The organism is Weizmannia sp. FSL K6-0777, from assembly GCF_038593185.1.
GTDB lineage: Bacteria > Bacillota > Bacilli > Bacillales > Bacillaceae_C > Weizmannia > Weizmannia faecalis.
In genome coordinates, this window is sequence record NZ_CP151971.1 from 1160538 (window position 1) to 1177010 (window position 16473).

The following is a 16473-nucleotide window of genomic DNA, read 5'->3' on the forward strand; positions in this document are numbered from 1 at the left end:
TATCATCCATCTTGCCAATTTCATTTGACATATCTTCTCAAAAAGAATATGTTCTTAAATAGCAGCTGGAAACCCTTATGCAGCAGACTTTTCCAGACATTTGTTGTGAACAGAAATATCATAAATTCAGGGGCATGCTTCTTATGAAGAAGGGGAGAACAAATTTGGGAACAGATCAGTTTATGAGCCAAAAGAAAAGGGGACTTGTATTAAGAGATCATGAGCAGCTTTACCGAACCCTTTTTTTGGAAGCAATGGATGCAATTGTATTTTGGGATCAAAACGGCCAGATCCTGTTGGCGAACGAAGCCGCTTTAAAAATTTTCGAGTGTACAATGGAAGAGTTTGTCGGGAAAAAGCTGAGCGATTTTGTTTATGTCGAAAACGGTGGGAATTGCCGGAAGTTCGACAGGCTAAACCAAATCCCGGCGGCCCGCGAAGAACTGCTGTTTAAAATGCCGAACGGGCAGCTGAAGCATCTCGAGTTTACATCCCGGTATATTAGCGCGGAAAATTACCATATGACCATTTTTCGCAACGTGAGCAGCCGTTACAAGATGGAACAGACGCTGCGGGACAGCGAGGAACGGTTCCGGAAAGTGTTCGAAGGATCGATCGACGGGATGGTCTTATGGAACTGGGATTTGAAAATTGTCGATATCAACCCTGCAGCTGCAAACTATTTCGACTGCAGCCGGGAAGATGCGATCGGGAAGAGAATCCAAAATTTATTGCTTACCAATGACGAAAAAATGCAAAAAGATTTTCTCCGCCATCTTTTTCAGTTAAAAGAGAACGGGACGGCAGATTATTTGTTTACTGCTTCAAAAGCCAATGAAACGAAATATTATGAGATTACGTCAAAAGGGAACCTGACGTCAAATATGAATTTAACGGTCATCCGGGATATTACTGAAAGAAGGGCGATGCAGGAGCAGCTTCGCAAATCGGATACCCTGAATATTGTCGGGGAGCTCGCGGCCGGCATTGCCCACGAAATCCGCAATCCGATGACGGCTTTAAAAGGTTTTATCCAATTGCTGCAAAACAGCATGAAAGAGGAAGAGCATTCATTATATTTTAATGTGATTACATCAGAACTGGCGCGGATTGAAGCGATTATTACCGACTTTCTGGTGCTGGCAAAGCCGCAGGCCATCCAGTTCCAAAATCACGATGTCCGAAAAATCATGCGCGATACAATTGGTTTGCTGAACGCCCAGGCGCTGATGCACAATATCCAGATTTCCTGCCACTTTGACGAGGGACTTCCGGATGTTTATTGCGAAGGCAACCAGATCAAGCAGGTCTTTATCAATATTATTAAGAATGCAATAGAAGTCATGCCGGATGGGGGCAAAATAGATATCGCGATTTGTTACGAAAAGGAAAAAGGGCTTGTCCATACGAGCATCCGCGATGAAGGGGAAGGCATCCCGGACGATAAAATAGAAAAGCTGGGCGAGCCGTTCTATACGACAAAAGAAAGAGGAACCGGACTTGGTTTGATGATCAGTTATAAAATTATAAAGGAGCATAAAGGCTTCATTCAAGTTCAAAGCAAAGTGCGGGAAGGCACAACTTTTCATATCTTTCTTCCCGTGCACCAGGAAGCAGGTGATGAAAATGGCTTTTATTTGGCTGGAAAGCCCAATCGGACCTTTAACAGTAAGGGCGAATGAAAGGGGCATTACGGCCGTTTCTTTCGGAAAAACAGATGAAGAGGGCATGCCGGAACCCCGCCACCCGCTGCTTCTGTGCGCAGCCAGTGAACTGGAAGCGTATTTTGCAAAGAAAAGAACCCGTTTTGATGTGCCGGTTTCTGTTTCCGGCACTCCCTTTCAAATGGCGGTTTGGGCAGCGCTGAAAAAAATTCCGTATGGAGAAACGTGCTCGTATCAAGACATCGCCGAGGCTGTCGGGAACCCGAAAGCCGTGCGGGCCGTCGGGCAGGCGAACCGGAAAAACCCTGTTCCGATCCTGATCCCCTGCCACCGCGTGATCGGAAAAGACAAGTCGTTAACAGGCTATGCCGGGAGCCGGATCGATCAAAAAGCATTCCTGCTCCGTCTTGAAGGGGCGATTGTCTAAAAGGGGTATCGTTTTTCAAAGTCCCGCGCGGCCTTCAGCTCAACTTTTCTCTCTTTTGTTTTTCCATTGCAAAAATTTTTCCAAATCCGGGGTCACTTGCGTCAGAAGAAAAGCGAGCACGGCGGTATCGTCAACAAGGCCCGCACCGGCAAGAAAATCAGGGATGATGTCAATGGGAGATACGAAATAAATAAGGCCGATTACAATCATGAGAATCGTCCGGTACGGAACAGTGCGGTATTCGCCTTTTGCCCATGCCCTGATCAGCTGGAAAAGGATGCGGATTTTACTCCACATATTGGCGAGCGTGATTTTGTTGGAGAGCGCTTTTTTCTCCGCACGGTTAACCAGATCGCCGGTTTTTCCCCGGTCATTTAAATACTGTTTTGCTTTTGAACGAAATAACCACCCGGCTGCTTTTGCCAGCAGAAAATTTTTAGCCATCTGCTTCACTTCTTTCATGTCTTTTTCTCTTTTATTTTTCCACTGCATGACCAAAAAAAACATAGAGCTGTAAAAAACGGGTGGTTTTTTCGGGAGATGTGAAAATTTTTGGTGAAAATTTTGTCTAATATTGCGATTGTATTTACATTTCCGTCAAGACCTGCGATACTACTTTAGTAATGGTAAAATAAGCAGGATGGGGGCAGTGCTTTTGCGCCTTTCCGGCTTGCAGCGCAACTTTTGTCACGATGCCATCAAGCGGAAAACCGGCAGTATCATCCGCCATTTTCCATGTGTAACACCTCACATTTTTGAAGCATAATCGGGGGATAACAATCATTCAATAGAAAAAGAGAACTAAAGGAGAATTTTGAAGTGGACACGCACATGTTAGAGGAGAACAAGTATCTGTACAGGATTCAGAAAAAACGCCAGGAAATGATGGAACTTGGGAAAAAACTGGGCCTGACGCATGAGAAAACGGTTCAGTGCAGTCAGCAGCTGGATTCGCTCATGAATGAGTATGAAGCCTATCGGAAGCAGTACAATACCCGGTCATCCGAAATGGTGATTATTCGGGAAATGTCATTCATATTGTATGAAAAAGTGCAGCGGCTCAATTTGGCTGAAGCGAGAAAAACGTATAAAGCCATGCAGATTGTTTAACGAACAGGGGAACTGCTTCCAACCTTTTGCATCTTGATTTTGCGCCTTTGAGTGCGGATGAATCCCTGATCAATATTCCGGATGAATATGTTTCCCGCCTTTTTGTTTGGACTGGTTTTGTGCCGGGTAATAGAACCCGGATTTCTTCCGATTGATTACAACAATCAGGTTTGGACTGCGTTCGATCTATTTACAGGCATAAAAAAATCCGGCAGACGGCCCGTGTTGTCCATCTGCCGGAATGCATAAAACCGGCATGGGCTGTGTCCGCATGCCGGTTTTTGCTTTATTTTTCCGCGATGACAATGTCGCCTTCGCGAACTTCCGCTTTTAAGTTTTTGCTTTCCGGATGGTCGAGGATAAAGTCGGCGATCCGGTCTTCGATTTTTTCCTGGATGACGCGGCGGATCGGGCGTGCCCCAAATGCCGGCTCATAACCGAGTTCGGCGATTTTTTCTTTCGCTTCTGCTGTCACGTCAAGTGTAATCGCTTGTTCGTTCAGCGTTTCATCCAGTTCACCGAGCATCAGGTCAACAATTTTAACCAAATGTTCTTTTTCAAGTGGTTTAAATTCGACAATGTTGTCGAAACGGTTCAGAAACTCCGGTTTGAAGAAGTCACCGAGTGAATCGAGAATATTCGATTCTTTGATCGCTTCGCTTTTAGCAAATCCGACTGTTTTATGCTTAAATTGGGTGCCGGCGTTGCTCGTCATAATGATGACGGTATCTTTGAAGCTGACCGTCCGCCCTTGGGCATCGGTTAAGCGCCCGTCATCGAGAATTTGCAGGAACATGTTCAAAACATCCGGGTGCGCTTTTTCAATTTCGTCGAGCAAAATAATGCTGTACGGGTTGTGGCGCACTTTTTCCGTCAGTTGTCCGGCATCTTCATAACCGACATAGCCGGCAGGTGCCCCGATCAGTTTCGAGACGCTGTGTTTTTCCATATATTCGCTCATGTCAAGCCGGATCATTGCATCTTTCGTGCCAAACAGTTCTTCCGCGAGCCGTTTCGTCAGTTCCGTTTTTCCGACACCGGTCGGGCCGACGAACAGGAACGAACCGATCGGGCGACTTTGCGCTTTCAGGCCGGCACGCGAACGGCGGATTGCTTTCGCTACTTTCCGGACGGCTTCTTCCTGGCCGATCACCTTTTTAGCAAGGTTTTCTTCCAGATGCTGCAGTTTTTTCGCTTCATCCGCTTCGAGTTTGCCGACCGGAATACCCGTTTTCTTTTCGACAATTTCCTGAATTTGCATGACATCGACAACCGGTTTGGCTTCAACTTGGCCGGAAGTAGCCAGCTCGTTCAGTTTTTGTTCTTCTTTTTTCAATTCAGCTGCTTTTTCATAGTTTTCTGTTGCAAGCGCAGTTTGTTTTTCCTGTGCAATTTCAGCAAGCCGTTTTTGGATATCTTCTTTGCTCGGAACCGCAATCGTCAGGTTCAATTTCGAACCGGCTTCATCCATCAGGTCAATTGCCTTATCCGGCAGGAAGCGGTCCTGGATGTAGCGGTGCGACAATTTCGCACAAGCTTCAAGCGCTTCATCGGTATAGGCAACGTGATGGTAGTTTTCATACCGGTCTTTTAAGCCGCGCAAAATCATGACGGTTTCTTCAAGGGTCGGTTCATTGACTTGTACCGGTTGAAAACGCCGTTCAAGTGCGGCATCTTTTTCAATTTGCCGATATTCTTTCAAAGTTGTCGCGCCGATCACCTGGATTTCGCCGCGGGCAAGCGCCGGTTTCAAAATATTGCCAGCGTCCATCGAACCTTCTGCAGAACCTGCGCCGACAAGCAGGTGAATTTCGTCAATAAACAGAAGTACGTTTTTCCGTTGTTCGAGTTCGGCAATCAATTTTTTCATCCGTTCTTCAAATTGACCGCGGATGCCCGTGTTTGCAACAAGTGAAGCCACATCGAGCAAGTAAACTTCTTTATGCCGCAGTTTAGCCGGAACTTGTTTTTCAACAATTTTTAAAGCGAGCCCTTCCGCAATGGCGGTTTTCCCGACGCCAGGTTCGCCGATTAACACCGGGTTGTTTTTATTGCGCCGGTTTAAAATTTCAATGACGCGGGCGATTTCTTCATCACGGCCGATAACAGGGTCGATTTGCCCGGCCCGTGCAGCGGCGGTCAGGTTGCGGCCGAACTGGTCAAGTAGTCCGTTGCCACCGCCTTGTGTTTGCGTTTGTACGGTTTGTTTCGCGCCGTTCGGCTGGAACCCGTTGGCATTCATTTGGTTAAAGAGGTCGTTGAATCCTCCGAATCCGAAGTTTCCAAATCCGTTATTCATAAACATGCCTCCCCAGTTGTTTTCGAATTTTGCACGTTCTTTTTGGTAGCAGGACTGGCATAGGTTCAATGTTTTTTGGTTTCCGTTCACATTTATATGCATTCCGATCGTCGCTTCGTTTTGATGGCATTTGTCACATAACATCAAACATTCCTCCTTTGATCGGTTTGATTTTGACTATCTTTGACTAATGAGATTGAAAAACAATCAAAGCGTTTTGATTTGCTTTGACCTTGATTGGGAATGAGTATAGCTCAAAATTTCACAAGATGCAAATCTTTTGCATGCACCTCTTTGATGCATTTTGGCCTTTCCAGCACAATGGCAAATTTGTCTTATGCTGAAAACAACTAAATGGATCTGCGTATCACCTTTTGACTATCTTTGACCTTTCTAATATCAGTATACAACAGCGCGGTCCGAAAATCAAAAGATTTGCATTTGCCATTAACGCTTATCAGCCAATGGTGTCATCTTTTATTTGACCAACTTTGACCTTTGCCTATAGTATAGGACAACTTTTTTTGCTTGTAAAGGGGCTTTTGACTTTTTTTGACCAATTTTTTACCGGCGGAAATGAACCGGCCGGGCTATTTTAAGAAAGCGGGACATAGGATAGTAACGGAGCTGACAGGTTGTCTTATTTTTTCTTAAAGGGGTGCAGGCGTTGAATAAGTGGGGCGGTGCTGTCCAAATCGCAGCCGTTTATATTGGAACGGTCATCGGAGCGGGGTTTGCAACAGGGAAAGAAATTACCGTTTTTTTTACACAGTTTGGGCTGTATGGATTGCTTACCATCTGCCTTTCAGGGTTTTTGTTTATTTTCTTTGGTACGAAAATGATGGAAAAAGCGATCGATTTGCATGCGGATTCCTATGAAACTTTAAACCGGTATTTATTTGGCAAAAAAGCGGCCGGTTTCGTGAATGTGATGATGATGGCCATGCTTTTCGGGGTTTGCGGCGTCATGCTGTCCGGTGCGGGTGCTGTTTTTGAGGAGCAGCTTCATATTGGGAGGGAAATAGGGATTTTATTGACGGTGCTTCTTGCCTTTCTTGTCATGTGTTTTGGCATCAAGGGGCTGCTTGGCGTCAACACATTTGTTGTGCCGTTGATGCTTTTGTTTAATTTTCTGCTTTTGTCGCAGTCCTTCCAGTCACCCGGTTTTTTTCAAGCGCTCATGGCCCGGCCGGAAAGTGTTGATATGCCCCGTGCGCTTCTCCGCGCCCTTTCCTATGCGGCTTTGAATTTGGCGCTCGCGCAGGCGGTGCTTGTCCCGGTTGCGGCGGAAGTGAAAGATAAGGAAGTCGTCCGTGCCGGCGGGATACTGGGCGGGCTGTTTTTAACGCTCATCCTGATTTCCAGCCATTTGTCACTGGTCACGCTGCCGGACGTTGCCCAAGTGGAGATTCCGATGGCGCATATTGTGAAAGCGAGTTTTCCGGGCATTTATTTTATTTATGTTCTGCTGATTTTCGGGGAAATTTTCACTTCTATTATCGGGGATGCCTACGGGCTTGAGCGGCAAATGCAAAAATATATCCCGATGAAAAGCGGTTTGCTGTACGGGTTGATTTTTTCCGCCATTCTGCTGATCAGCAGCTTGCATTACGGCCCGCTATTATCGGTTTTATATCCCTTGTTCGGCTATTTCAGCCTTGTTTTTATGATGGCACTCGGAATAAAGACGATCCGGGGGTGACCGGTAAGGCATTCAAAACAGCTTTGCGCGGTTGTTATGCATTTGTGGCGGGCAAATGCCGAAAAAAGCCGTCCCCCTGCTTAAAAAATCGGCAGGAAGACGACAAGCAGCAAATCAAAGGTAAGATGCGACAAAATTTGTGCAGACAGGCTCCGTTTTTTTGCATACAGTAGCCCCCAGAAAATCGAACCGGCAAAAGCGGCAATGACCATGATTTTTAATCCGCAGTAAAAATAAACGGATGCGTTCAATACGGCGGAAATCAAAATCGCATATTTCGCTTCCATCATTTTCATGAGCCGGGCCTGGACAAATGAACGCCAAAAAATTTCTTCTCCGGGGATGAGAATCAGGACAAGCGCTAAGTAATGCCAGAAGGATTCGGGCGAAAAACGCCTGTATGCGCGGGCGACTTCATTGTCAAGCCCGCCCGGCAAAAAACCGAGTACTGTATTGCCAATTCTGAAAATAATATAGAGGAGAAAACCCGAAAAGATGCCATACAACAGCAATTGAAGGTACGGAAGCTTTTCGTGTTTTTCTGATTTTCCAAGAAAAACCGTGTAACTGATCAAAAACAGCATTGCTCCGGAATATAAATACCAAAAAACGGAGGTATCCCGAAACGTAATATATAGCAGAAGGTGGGCGATCAAGATACTTCCGAGAAGCTTTGTATCCACCATGTTTTTTGCCACCGCCAATGCGCTCCTTTCTTAAGTTCGCAAACCGCCGGCAAAAAACCGGGAAGGGCCAAAAAAAGAGATCCGGCCCCGCAGTCCGGCCTTCGCGGCATTGGGTCAAACAAAAATACAGTGAATATTTTAGCAGAGAAATAGGGAAAAAGGTATCCGGGAAAATAATGTTAAAAAATTCACAATCATAGAAACGGCAGTAAAAAAACCGGCATGTGCCGGTTTCTTACTGCGCGGTAAGCGTTTGAATTAATGTAAAGCCGAATGGATAACCTGATAGTTTTTATGATTGACCACTGTTTTTTCATCAAGCTCCAGTTCCTGATAGTTTTCCATATAGGTTAAATCCACGATGACCGAGTTCTCGTTCACCTTTTCGACAATTCCTTGAAGCCCGTCTTTAAATTCAATAATGTCACCAATTTGTGCTTTTTTCATTGCGGTCCTCCCGTAAGAAAGTATTGTAACCAGTTTGCACTATTTTTCTGAAAAATTCAAGGCGAAAGGAACAGAAAAATACAAATCGGGCCGGTTTTAAAAAATCGCGAAAGCAAACAAGTAGGCGGCAGGAAGAATGTGGTACAATACCGGGTGGGGTGGTCGTATGTTGGAAGAAGAAATCAGACAGGAAATCAACCGGCTTCGCAACAGGGAAATCGAAGAATTATTCGTCAGCCGTGAAGATTTTATGGACTTCCGGAAAGTGCTTATTGCCGAGGAAGACTTTAAACATTTTAAGGGCATTGCCTTGCGCGGCGGGAATGTCCGCTATATTTATTTGGACGAGCCGGAAATCTGACCGGGGCATGCATAATTTTGTGCATTTTTAAGCAAAATGAAGTCAACTCTGATGATTGTTTTATTTGGAAAGGCATGTTATTCTATTACGGGGATTTTGTTTTTCCCGCACTGTGCAATATTTGTCATTTTTTTGATCCGGCCGGGGACATGCGTGTTCCCGGTTTCGGGCGAGGCGTGTTTTTGGCACGGATGGGCCGCGCGGACTTTGAGGGAGCAGCCTGCTGAATAACCGGGGATGAACGGTGTTTGCAGGTATCCCGGCATCGCTGCGGTTTTTTTCAACCCTCGTTTGCAAAATTTGTCATTTGTATGAAGATGGTTGATAAATATTGACGAAAAATGTACAGTGCATTATTTTTAGAACTATATTATAGAAAAGGAGTCGTTCTACCCATGGCTGAAAAACAATTTAAAGTAACAGCAGATACAGGAATCCACGCACGTCCTGCTACATTGCTCGTACAAACGGCAAGCAAATTCGATTCAGATATCCAATTGCAGTACAAGGATAAGAAAGTGAACCTGAAATCGATCATGGGGGTTATGTCCCTTGGAATCGGCAAAGGCGCCGACATTACCATTTCTGCAGAAGGCAACGATGCACAAGATGCATTGAACGCTTTAGCTGAATTAATGAAAAAAGAGGGTCTGGGCGAATAATGTCAACCATTTTAAAAGGTATAGCAGCATCCAACGGGATTGCCATCGCAAAAGCATATCGTCTGGTAGAACCGGATTTGTCTTTTGAAAAAAGGTCTATCCAGAATGTTTCGGATGAATTGAAACGCTTTGATACTGCTGTGTCTGAATCCAAGTCTGAACTGCAGGCGATCAGGGAGCATGCAATGAAGGCGCTGGGGGCGGACAAAGCAGCGATCTTTGATGCCCATTTGCTCGTTTTGGAAGATCCGGAACTGTTGACGCCGGTCCAGGACAAAATCAGGGATGACCAGGTCAATGCGGAATACGCATTGAAAGAAGTTGCGGATATGTTCGTGACCATGTTCGAACAAATGGACAACGAATATATGCGCGAACGTGCAGCGGACATCCGCGACGTGACAAAACGGATTCTGGCTCATCTGCTGAAAGTGGATATTCCGAATCCAAGCATGATCTCGGAAGAAGTCATTGTCATTGCTGAAGACTTGACCCCTTCTGATACGGCGCAGTTGAACCGCCAGTATGTAAAAGGTTTTGCAACAAATGTCGGCGGGCGTACGTCCCACTCTGCGATCATGGCGCGTTCTTTGGAAATTCCGGCAGTCGTCGGGACGAAAACGGCGATCCAGGATATCCAAAACGGCGACCTTGTCATCGTGGACGGCAGCAATGGCGATGTCCATGTGAATCCGACACCTGAAGTGGTCGATGAATACAAACAAAAGCAGGAACAATTTGAACGGCAAAAAGCCGAATGGGCGAAGCTGATCAATGAAAAATCCGTTTCGAAAGACGGCCATACGGTTGAACTGGTTGCCAATATCGGCACCCCGAACGATCTCGACGGCGTAATCCGGAACGGCGGGGAAGGCGTCGGCCTGTACCGTACAGAGTTCCTCTATATGGGTAGGGACGAACTTCCGTCAGAAGAAGTGCAATTTGATGCCTATAAAGCGGTGCTTGAAGGCTTAAAAGGCAAACCGGTTGTAGTCCGTACGCTGGATATCGGCGGCGACAAAAAACTGCCATACTTGCCGCTTCCGGAAGAAATGAACCCGTTCCTCGGCTTCCGTGCGATCCGCTTGTGCCTGGACAGACAGGATATTTTCCGCACCCAGCTGCGTGCATTGCTCCGCGCGAGCGCATACGGCAACCTGAAAATTATGTTCCCGATGATTTCCAATCTGGATGAATTCCGCAAAGCAAAAGCGATTCTTTTGGAAGAAAAAGAAAAGCTTATCCAGGAAGGCGTGCAGGTTGCAGATCATATCGAAGTCGGCATTATGGTTGAAATTCCTTCCACTGCCGTAATGGCTGATTTGTTTGCAAAAGAAGTTGATTTCTTCAGTGTCGGCACAAACGATCTGATCCAGTACACGATGGCTGCAGACCGTATGAACGAACACATTTCGTATTTGTACCAGCCGTATAACCCGGCCATTTTACGCCTTGTGAAACGCGTCATTGACGCGGCGCACAAAGAAGGCAAATGGGCCGGCATGTGCGGCGAAATGGCCGGAGACGAAATCGCGATTCCGATTCTGCTCGGCCTCGGCCTTGATGAATTTTCAATGAGCGCTTCTTCGATTTTAAGGGCCCGTTCCCAAATCAGGAACCTGAATAAGGCTGATATGGAAAAACTGGCAGAAGACGTTTTGAACTTCACAACGAACGAAGAAGTAAAAGAACACGTGAAAAAAGTTCTTTCAAACGGATAAAAAAATTTTTTCAAAAACAGGTTTAGGGGTGAAGGAAGCGGGTATATGTAAACCATCCCAGCATTAAGGGTAGTATTATTGGTATCCAGTATTGTTACAATACCGGATGTATATCGTTTCTTTCTCATTTTTCCCCCTATTTTTGCCGAGTGGCTTTGCCATTCGGCTTTTTTTGGATTGCGCTTTGGCGGAGCGCACATCAAAATGCCGGATATCCAATTTTAACGGAAAAATGGTGGGGAAGCCGGTTTGAAGCTTTATCGTGTATGGATGGGGAAAAATCGTTTATAATGAAGACAGGCTTTTGTGAACATAAGATTTCGGGGAGGGATTTTGAATGGATTTAGGATTAAAAGGGAAAGCCGCCCTTGTTGTCGCTTCCAGCCAGGGGCTTGGGAAAGCGGTAGCCAAACAACTTGTAATGGAAGGCGCAGATGTCCTTATTACAAGCCGGAATGAAGAAAAACTGCAGGCGGCAAAAGAAGAATTATCCGCTTACGGCACCGGGAAAGTAGCGTATATCCGGGCAGATATTACCCATCCGGAAGATATTCGCGCCATGGTGCAAAAAGCACGGGATACATTCGGCAGACTGGATATCCTGGTCAACAATGCAGGAGGACCGCCGGCCGGAAGTTTTGAAGATATGGCGGATGAAGACTGGCAAAAATCATTCGAACTGAATCTGCTTTCGTACATACGCATCATCAGGGAAGCATTGCCACTTTTAAAGAAAAACGGCGGCCGGATCATCAACATTGCCTCTTCATCCATTAAGGAGCCGATCCCGGGGCTGATATTGTCGAATACATTCCGGACGGGCATTGTGGGGCTTTCGAAAACGCTGGCGGAAGAATTTGCCCCGTACCAAATCCTCGTGAATACGGTCGGCCCGGGCAGAATTGCAACGGACCGGATCGTCCATCTTGACAAAGTGACAGCGGAGAAAACCGGAAAATCGATGGAAGAAGTCCAGGCAAAGGAACTGGAGTCGATTCCGCTCGGCAGATACGGCGAACCGGACGAATTCGGGAAGTTTGTTGCGTTTCTGGTTTCTGAAGCCAATTCCTATGTTACCGGAAGCAGCTTCCTGATCGACGGCGGAAAAGTCAAATCGATTTAATTTGCCAGGTTTAAAGCAGGCTGTGCGGGGTATAAAATAGAGGAAAGATTGTTTTCTTCCTTGTACCCCCATGTTTGCTTTTGGCCTGCTGTGATGCAGGCTTTTTTGTTTATTTGCGAAAAGGGGGACCCATGATGAAAAAGATCGGATTTATCGGGTTAGGCGTAATGGGCCGGAGCATGGCGCAAAATTTGCGAAACGCAGGATATCCGCTTTTTGTCTATAACCGGACAAAAGAAAAAGCGGAGCCGCTTCTCAAAGCAGGAGCCGAATGGTGCAGCACGCCGGCAGAAACGGCTGCAAAATCAGATATCGTCATTACGATGGTCGGCTATCCGCACGATGTGGAAGAAGTGTATTTCGGGGAAAACGGGCTGCTTGGCGCGGCGAAAGAAGGAACGATCCTGATTGATATGACCACTTCCACGCCGACCCTTGCCAAAAAGATTGATGAAGCGGCGAAAGCGAAACAGGTGAAGGCGCTTGATGCACCGGTTTCCGGCGGCGATATCGGGGCGCAAAAAGGCAATTTGACGATTATGGTAGGCGGCGAAGAATCGGTATTTGAAGAAGTAAAACCGGTTTTTTCCGTACTCGGGGAAAATATCGTACTGCAGGGCGGCCCGGGATCCGGCCAGCATACAAAAATGTGCAACCAGATCGCCATTGCCTCCAATATGATTGGTGTGACAGAGTCGGTTGTGTATGCGAAAAAAGCAGGGCTCGATCCGGAAAAAGTGCTCAAATCTATCAGCGCCGGGGCAGCCGGGAGCTGGTCAATGTCCAATCTTGTTCCGCGCATGCTTGCGGGCGATTATTCCCCGGGCTTTTTTATCAAGCATTTTATTAAAGACATGAAAATCGCCCTTGATGAAGCGGAAAAAATGGGGCTCGACCTGCCGGGGCTTGCACTCAGCAAAAAATTATATGAAGAACTGGCTGCAAAAGGTGAAGAAAACAGCGGCACACAAGCATTGATTAAATATTGGTCCAAGTAAAGTTTGCCCGCCGGCATATGCCGACGGGCTTATTTTTTATGCGGGCGGGATCATCCTGGTCGGGTCATATGCCCATGTTCCAGCAAATTTTGTTAACACGGGAAGCCATTATGGTTTAACGCGGGCTTCTGTCCTTATGGCGAACGCGGCGCCAGCAAGGAATTTCATTTTCAACATGACGCCCATTGCCATGGAATGCAGCACCAGCAGAAAATCAGCCGGCACATAGTTTCAGGATAGATTTGCAACAAACTTTTCCATGCGCGCAAGTCCTTTTTCAAGTTGATCCATGCTGCATGCGTAAGACATCCGGAACCAGCCTTCGCCGTACTTCGAAAAAGCGCTCCCCGGGACAACCGCGACTTTTTGCTGTTTTGCCAGATCCAGCGCAAAATCGAAAGAGGACCGCTTCCACGCTTCCGGCACCTTTGCGAATACGTAAAAAGCCCCGTCCGGTTTCACATAGCCAATGCCGATCTCATCCAGCCTCCTGCATACATAGTCTCTCCGTTTTTCATATTCCGTTTTCATGGCATGCGCGTCATCGATGCCGGCTGTCAGCGCTTCAAGCGCCGCCATCTGGGAAATAGAAGGCGCGCACGACACATTATATTGGTGGACTTTTAAAATATGCTTTGTGAGCCATTCCGGCGCAAACACGAAGCCGATCCGCCAGCCGGTCATCGAGTGGGACTTTGAGACGCCGTTAATGACAATGGTCTGCTCCGGCAAAAACGAAGCAATCGAGACGTGCTGCAGATTGTACGTTAGCTCGCTATAAATTTCATCGGCCAGAATGAAAATATCACGGCCGCGGAGCAGGTCTGCAATTTCCTGCAATTCCGCCTTTTCGAGCGTAACCCCTGTCGGATTGGAAGGGTACGGCAAAATGATGCATTTCGTTTTTGCTGTGATAGCCTGGCGGATGAGATCCGCGGTTAGCTTAAACCGGTTTGCCCTTGTGTCCACGTGCACCGGAACGGCTCCCAACAGGCGGATGGCCGGTTCATACCCCGGGTAAACGGGCCCGGGCAGGATGACTTCGGAACCGGGTGTCAATACGGTTCTGAGCGTAATATCGATCGCCTCGCTGGCGCCGATCGTGACAATGACTTCCGTTTCCGGTTTATAAGACAGGTTGTATTTCGTTTTTACAAATTGTGCTGCAGCCTTGCGCAAAGCAAGGTCGCCGGCATTGTGGGTATAGGTTGTCTTATTTTCTTCAATGGCGCGGATCCCTGCTTGTTTGACATGTTCCGGCGTTTTAAAATCGGGCTGGCCGATTGTAAATGAGACCATGTCTTCGATTCCGGCAACCATGTTTGAAAACTTGCGGATGCCGGATATTTCAATCTCCCGCACATGCGGGTTCAGTAAATGTTCCAAAACCGGTTTCCTCCTCTTTCACGAATTGCTTTTCATTAAATATGTATGTCCTGTTCTTCTTCATCTTACCACGCTTGCACATTTGTGAAAAAGCAATCTTTTCCGTTTGCCCTTTTAGAGGTGAAACATTCTGGTCCATCTGCCGATATAATTCATGTGGGCAAATATTGAGAATCGGGCAGTCCGCAAAATGCTCCGCGCCGGATTTTCATACGTTTTAGAACGAGGGGGCAAAAAAAATGAGTCTAGAGCACGAGATTTTACTGGAAAGCGGCACAAACGAAGTTGAGATCGTAGAATTTTCTGTCGCACAAAATCATTACGGCATCAATGTCATTAAGGTGAAGGAAATTATCATGCCGGCTGCGGTTACCACCATTCCGCACGCCCATCCAAATATTGAAGGCATTATCCAGCTGCGCGGGGAAATACTGCCGGTTGTTAATTTGCGCAAAGTACTCGGGCATCCGCCTGAAACGGGCGAGGATGACAAATTTATCGTGACGGAGTTCAACCAGCAAAAAATTGTCTTTCATGTGGACAATGTTTCAAAAATCCACCGGTTCTCCTGGGATCAAATTGAAAAACCGTCTGGGATGTATGCGGGCACCGATACACAGGTGATCGGCGTGATCAAGAAAGAAGACATGATGATTTTGCTGCTTGATTTTGAAAAAATGATTGCGGAAATCAACCCGGAAGCCACGATCCGGGTGGAAGAAGTCAAAAAGCTTGGAAAGCGGGAGCGGAACAATAAACGGATTGTGATCGCGGAAGATTCCGGCCTGCTCAGGGAATTGCTCCGCGATACGCTGCTTGAAGCCGGGTATGAACAAATTGCGTTTTTTGAAAACGGGAAAGAAGCATTCGAATATTTATCCGGGATTGCAGAAAGCGGAAAAGAGATTAAAGATGAAGTCCAGCTTGTGATTACGGACATTGAAATGCCGCAAATGGATGGACACCATTTAACGAAAAAAATAAAAGAAGATCCTGCATTAAAAGTGCTGCCGGTTATCATCTTTTCGTCGCTGATCACGGACGCATTGAGGCATAAAGGGGAAATGGTCGGCGCCGATGCCCAAATCAGTAAACCTGAAATCAACCAGCTTATCCTTGCGATGGACGAAAAAGTGCTGTAAACGCAGAAAAGCCCCCGGCTAATCGCGGAGGGCTTTCCTGTATGGTTGCGTATCGTGATTCATCTGGAAGGGGTCTTTTACCCGGTTTTGCAAACGGATTTTCCCGTTATTTGGTTTGCGCTTGCTGCGGCTTAGAAAAAGGAGTCACCCAATTTTTTAAAAACCGGTTTGCAATTTTTCCTGCCGGTGCGGGGCTGCCCCGGATGCTGTTGTTTTTCCGTGAGCCCAGTATACTGCTCGAGCAACTGCTTAGCCTGGCTTAAAGGCATGCGGCATTTCGGGTTCCTTGTTTTATGGTCCAGGTATCCGAGATGGGGGAGGTTTTTAAAATCGTCTTTTGACGGCGGAATATGGAATGTATAATCACCGCACTTTACAAGCACATCAGACTGCTGCTGGCTGTACTTTGGATGCTCGGAAAAGTGTAGCCCGACTTTCAGTGCTTTCCCTTCCCGGATCATTTTTTCAAGCGCTTTTTTCTTTAAAAGGTAAAGAAATTTTGGATTGGTTGCGGTTTTCGCATGGCGATTGACCGTGAATACAGCATAAGAGAGGTTTTCGATTGTAGGTTGTAATGGAGCAGGTTTATGCGAATTCAAATAGAGAACTCCTTTCATTTTTAATCATATTATTTTTTAGTCAATTATACTACTTTTCGTTTATTTTGGAAAGAAAGCAACATGAAAATGTCCATTTTTTTACATACTTCTGCGGCCGTTTGTTTTATAATGGTTCAAGAGTGACG

17 protein-coding genes are annotated in these 16473 nt (G+C 46.5%); 10 read left to right on the forward strand and 7 right to left on the reverse strand.

What is annotated here, in order from left to right:
* Window positions 1-164 precede the first annotated feature (164 nt).
* Both NST70_RS05290 and NST70_RS05295 read left to right on the forward strand, forming a co-directional pair.
* Window positions 165-1682, forward strand: coding sequence for a PAS domain S-box protein (locus tag NST70_RS05290; protein ID WP_014095638.1), 1518 nt, complete (start codon window positions 165-167; stop codon window positions 1680-1682).
* Window positions 1621-2091, forward strand: a complete 471-nt coding sequence (locus NST70_RS05295; RefSeq protein ID WP_168985969.1) for a methylated-DNA--[protein]-cysteine S-methyltransferase — start codon at window positions 1621-1623, stop codon at window positions 2089-2091. The genes NST70_RS05290 and NST70_RS05295 overlap by 62 nt, the downstream gene beginning before the upstream one ends.
* A 39-nt stretch (window positions 2092-2130) precedes the next feature.
* On the opposite strand, the gene NST70_RS05300 is transcribed toward NST70_RS05295, so the two are convergent.
* Complete coding sequence (locus NST70_RS05300) at window positions 2131-2553, reverse strand: YkvA family protein (RefSeq protein WP_014095636.1); 423 nt, start codon at window positions 2551-2553, stop codon at window positions 2131-2133.
* Window positions 2554-2677: 124 nt separating this feature from the next.
* Window positions 2678-2821 carry a hypothetical protein gene (locus NST70_RS05305; RefSeq protein WP_179234108.1) on the reverse strand — a complete coding sequence of 48 codons (144 nt, stop codon included), beginning with the start codon at window positions 2819-2821 and terminating at the stop codon, window positions 2678-2680.
* 89 nt (window positions 2822-2910) lie between these two features.
* Here NST70_RS05305 and NST70_RS05310 point away from each other — a divergent pair, with 89 nt between their 5' ends.
* Window positions 2911-3201, forward strand: coding sequence for an aspartyl-phosphate phosphatase Spo0E family protein (locus NST70_RS05310; RefSeq protein ID WP_035189548.1), 291 nt, complete (start codon window positions 2911-2913; stop codon window positions 3199-3201).
* A gap of 286 nt (window positions 3202-3487) precedes the next feature.
* Here NST70_RS05310 and NST70_RS05315 read toward each other — a convergent pair whose 3' ends face one another.
* Window positions 3488-5644, reverse strand: coding sequence for an AAA family ATPase (locus NST70_RS05315; protein WP_328229068.1), 2157 nt, complete (start codon window positions 5642-5644; stop codon window positions 3488-3490).
* A 523-nt stretch (window positions 5645-6167) separates the two neighbouring features.
* Between NST70_RS05315 and NST70_RS05320 the strand changes: the two genes are divergently transcribed.
* A complete protein-coding gene (locus NST70_RS05320) occupies window positions 6168-7202 on the forward strand; it encodes a membrane protein (protein WP_035189543.1) in 1035 nt (344 codons plus the stop codon).
* A gap of 80 nt (window positions 7203-7282) precedes the next feature.
* Here the strand turns inward: NST70_RS05320 and NST70_RS05325 are convergent, their stop codons facing one another.
* On the reverse strand, window positions 7283-7900 hold the full coding sequence (locus tag NST70_RS05325; protein ID WP_014095632.1) for a type II CAAX endopeptidase family protein: 618 nt from the start codon (window positions 7898-7900) through the stop codon (window positions 7283-7285).
* A 246-nt stretch (window positions 7901-8146) separates the two neighbouring features.
* On the reverse strand, window positions 8147-8335 hold the full coding sequence (locus NST70_RS05330; RefSeq protein WP_014095631.1) for a DUF2187 family protein: 189 nt from the start codon (window positions 8333-8335) through the stop codon (window positions 8147-8149).
* 166 nt (window positions 8336-8501) lie between these two features.
* On the opposite strand from NST70_RS05330, the gene NST70_RS05335 reads away from it, so the two are divergent.
* The 5 genes from NST70_RS05335 to NST70_RS05355 all read left to right on the forward strand — a co-directional run bounded on the left by NST70_RS05335 (window position 8502) and on the right by NST70_RS05355 (window position 13200).
* Window positions 8502-8696 carry a hypothetical protein gene (locus NST70_RS05335; RefSeq protein ID WP_026683819.1) on the forward strand — a complete coding sequence of 65 codons (195 nt, stop codon included), beginning with the start codon at window positions 8502-8504 and terminating at the stop codon, window positions 8694-8696.
* Window positions 8697-9091: 395 nt separating this feature from the next.
* On the forward strand, window positions 9092-9358 hold the full coding sequence (locus NST70_RS05340) for a phosphocarrier protein HPr (RefSeq protein ID WP_013858895.1): 267 nt from the start codon (window positions 9092-9094) through the stop codon (window positions 9356-9358).
* The gene (gene ptsP / locus NST70_RS05345; RefSeq protein WP_035189538.1) at window positions 9358-11079 is read left to right on the forward strand and encodes a phosphoenolpyruvate--protein phosphotransferase; all 1722 of its coding nucleotides are present in this window, start codon (window positions 9358-9360) and stop codon (window positions 11077-11079) included. The genes NST70_RS05340 and ptsP overlap by 1 nt, the downstream gene beginning before the upstream one ends.
* A gap of 337 nt (window positions 11080-11416) precedes the next feature.
* A complete protein-coding gene (locus tag NST70_RS05350; RefSeq protein ID WP_035189535.1) occupies window positions 11417-12202 on the forward strand; it encodes an SDR family oxidoreductase in 786 nt (261 codons plus the stop codon).
* A gap of 134 nt (window positions 12203-12336) precedes the next feature.
* Entirely contained in the window at window positions 12337-13200 is an 864-nt protein-coding gene (locus NST70_RS05355) for an NAD(P)-dependent oxidoreductase (RefSeq protein ID WP_017552155.1), read from the forward strand.
* A gap of 231 nt (window positions 13201-13431) precedes the next feature.
* Here NST70_RS05355 and NST70_RS05360 read toward each other — a convergent pair whose 3' ends face one another.
* Complete coding sequence (locus tag NST70_RS05360) at window positions 13432-14586, reverse strand: aminotransferase A (protein ID WP_017552156.1); 1155 nt, start codon at window positions 14584-14586, stop codon at window positions 13432-13434.
* A 239-nt stretch (window positions 14587-14825) separates the two neighbouring features.
* Between NST70_RS05360 and NST70_RS05365 the strand changes: the two genes are divergently transcribed.
* Window positions 14826-15728 carry a chemotaxis protein gene (locus tag NST70_RS05365; RefSeq protein WP_035189533.1) on the forward strand — a complete coding sequence of 301 codons (903 nt, stop codon included), beginning with the start codon at window positions 14826-14828 and terminating at the stop codon, window positions 15726-15728.
* Between the two features lie 131 nt (window positions 15729-15859).
* Here NST70_RS05365 and NST70_RS05370 read toward each other — a convergent pair whose 3' ends face one another.
* Window positions 15860-16327 (reverse strand): YkyB family protein, encoded by a 468-nt coding sequence (locus NST70_RS05370; protein ID WP_017552159.1) that lies wholly within the window; start codon window positions 16325-16327, stop codon window positions 15860-15862.
* Window positions 16328-16473: the final 146 nt, after the last annotated feature.

Excerpts from the sequence above, each read along its gene's own strand:
- NST70_RS05295 (WP_168985969.1), top strand. The coding sequence starts at position 1,621 with ATGAAAATGGCTTTTATTTGGCTGGAAAGCCCAATCGGACCTTTAACA.
- NST70_RS05300 (WP_014095636.1), bottom strand. The coding sequence starts at position 2,553 with ATGAAAGAAGTGAAGCAGATGGCTAAAAATTTTCTGCTGGCAAAAGCA.
- NST70_RS05305 (WP_179234108.1), bottom strand. The coding sequence starts at position 2,821 with ATGGCGGATGATACTGCCGGTTTTCCGCTTGATGGCATCGTGACAAAA.
- NST70_RS05315 (WP_328229068.1), bottom strand. The coding sequence starts at position 5,644 with ATGTTATGTGACAAATGCCATCAAAACGAAGCGACGATCGGAATGCAT.
- NST70_RS05330 (WP_014095631.1), bottom strand. The coding sequence starts at position 8,335 with ATGAAAAAAGCACAAATTGGTGACATTATTGAATTTAAAGACGGGCTT.
- NST70_RS05335 (WP_026683819.1), top strand. The coding sequence starts at position 8,502 with ATGTTGGAAGAAGAAATCAGACAGGAAATCAACCGGCTTCGCAACAGG.
- NST70_RS05340 (WP_013858895.1), top strand. The coding sequence starts at position 9,092 with ATGGCTGAAAAACAATTTAAAGTAACAGCAGATACAGGAATCCACGCA.
- ptsP (WP_035189538.1), top strand. The coding sequence starts at position 9,358 with ATGTCAACCATTTTAAAAGGTATAGCAGCATCCAACGGGATTGCCATC.
- NST70_RS05350 (WP_035189535.1), top strand. The coding sequence starts at position 11,417 with ATGGATTTAGGATTAAAAGGGAAAGCCGCCCTTGTTGTCGCTTCCAGC.
- NST70_RS05355 (WP_017552155.1), top strand. The coding sequence starts at position 12,337 with ATGAAAAAGATCGGATTTATCGGGTTAGGCGTAATGGGCCGGAGCATG.
- NST70_RS05365 (WP_035189533.1), top strand. The coding sequence starts at position 14,826 with ATGAGTCTAGAGCACGAGATTTTACTGGAAAGCGGCACAAACGAAGTT.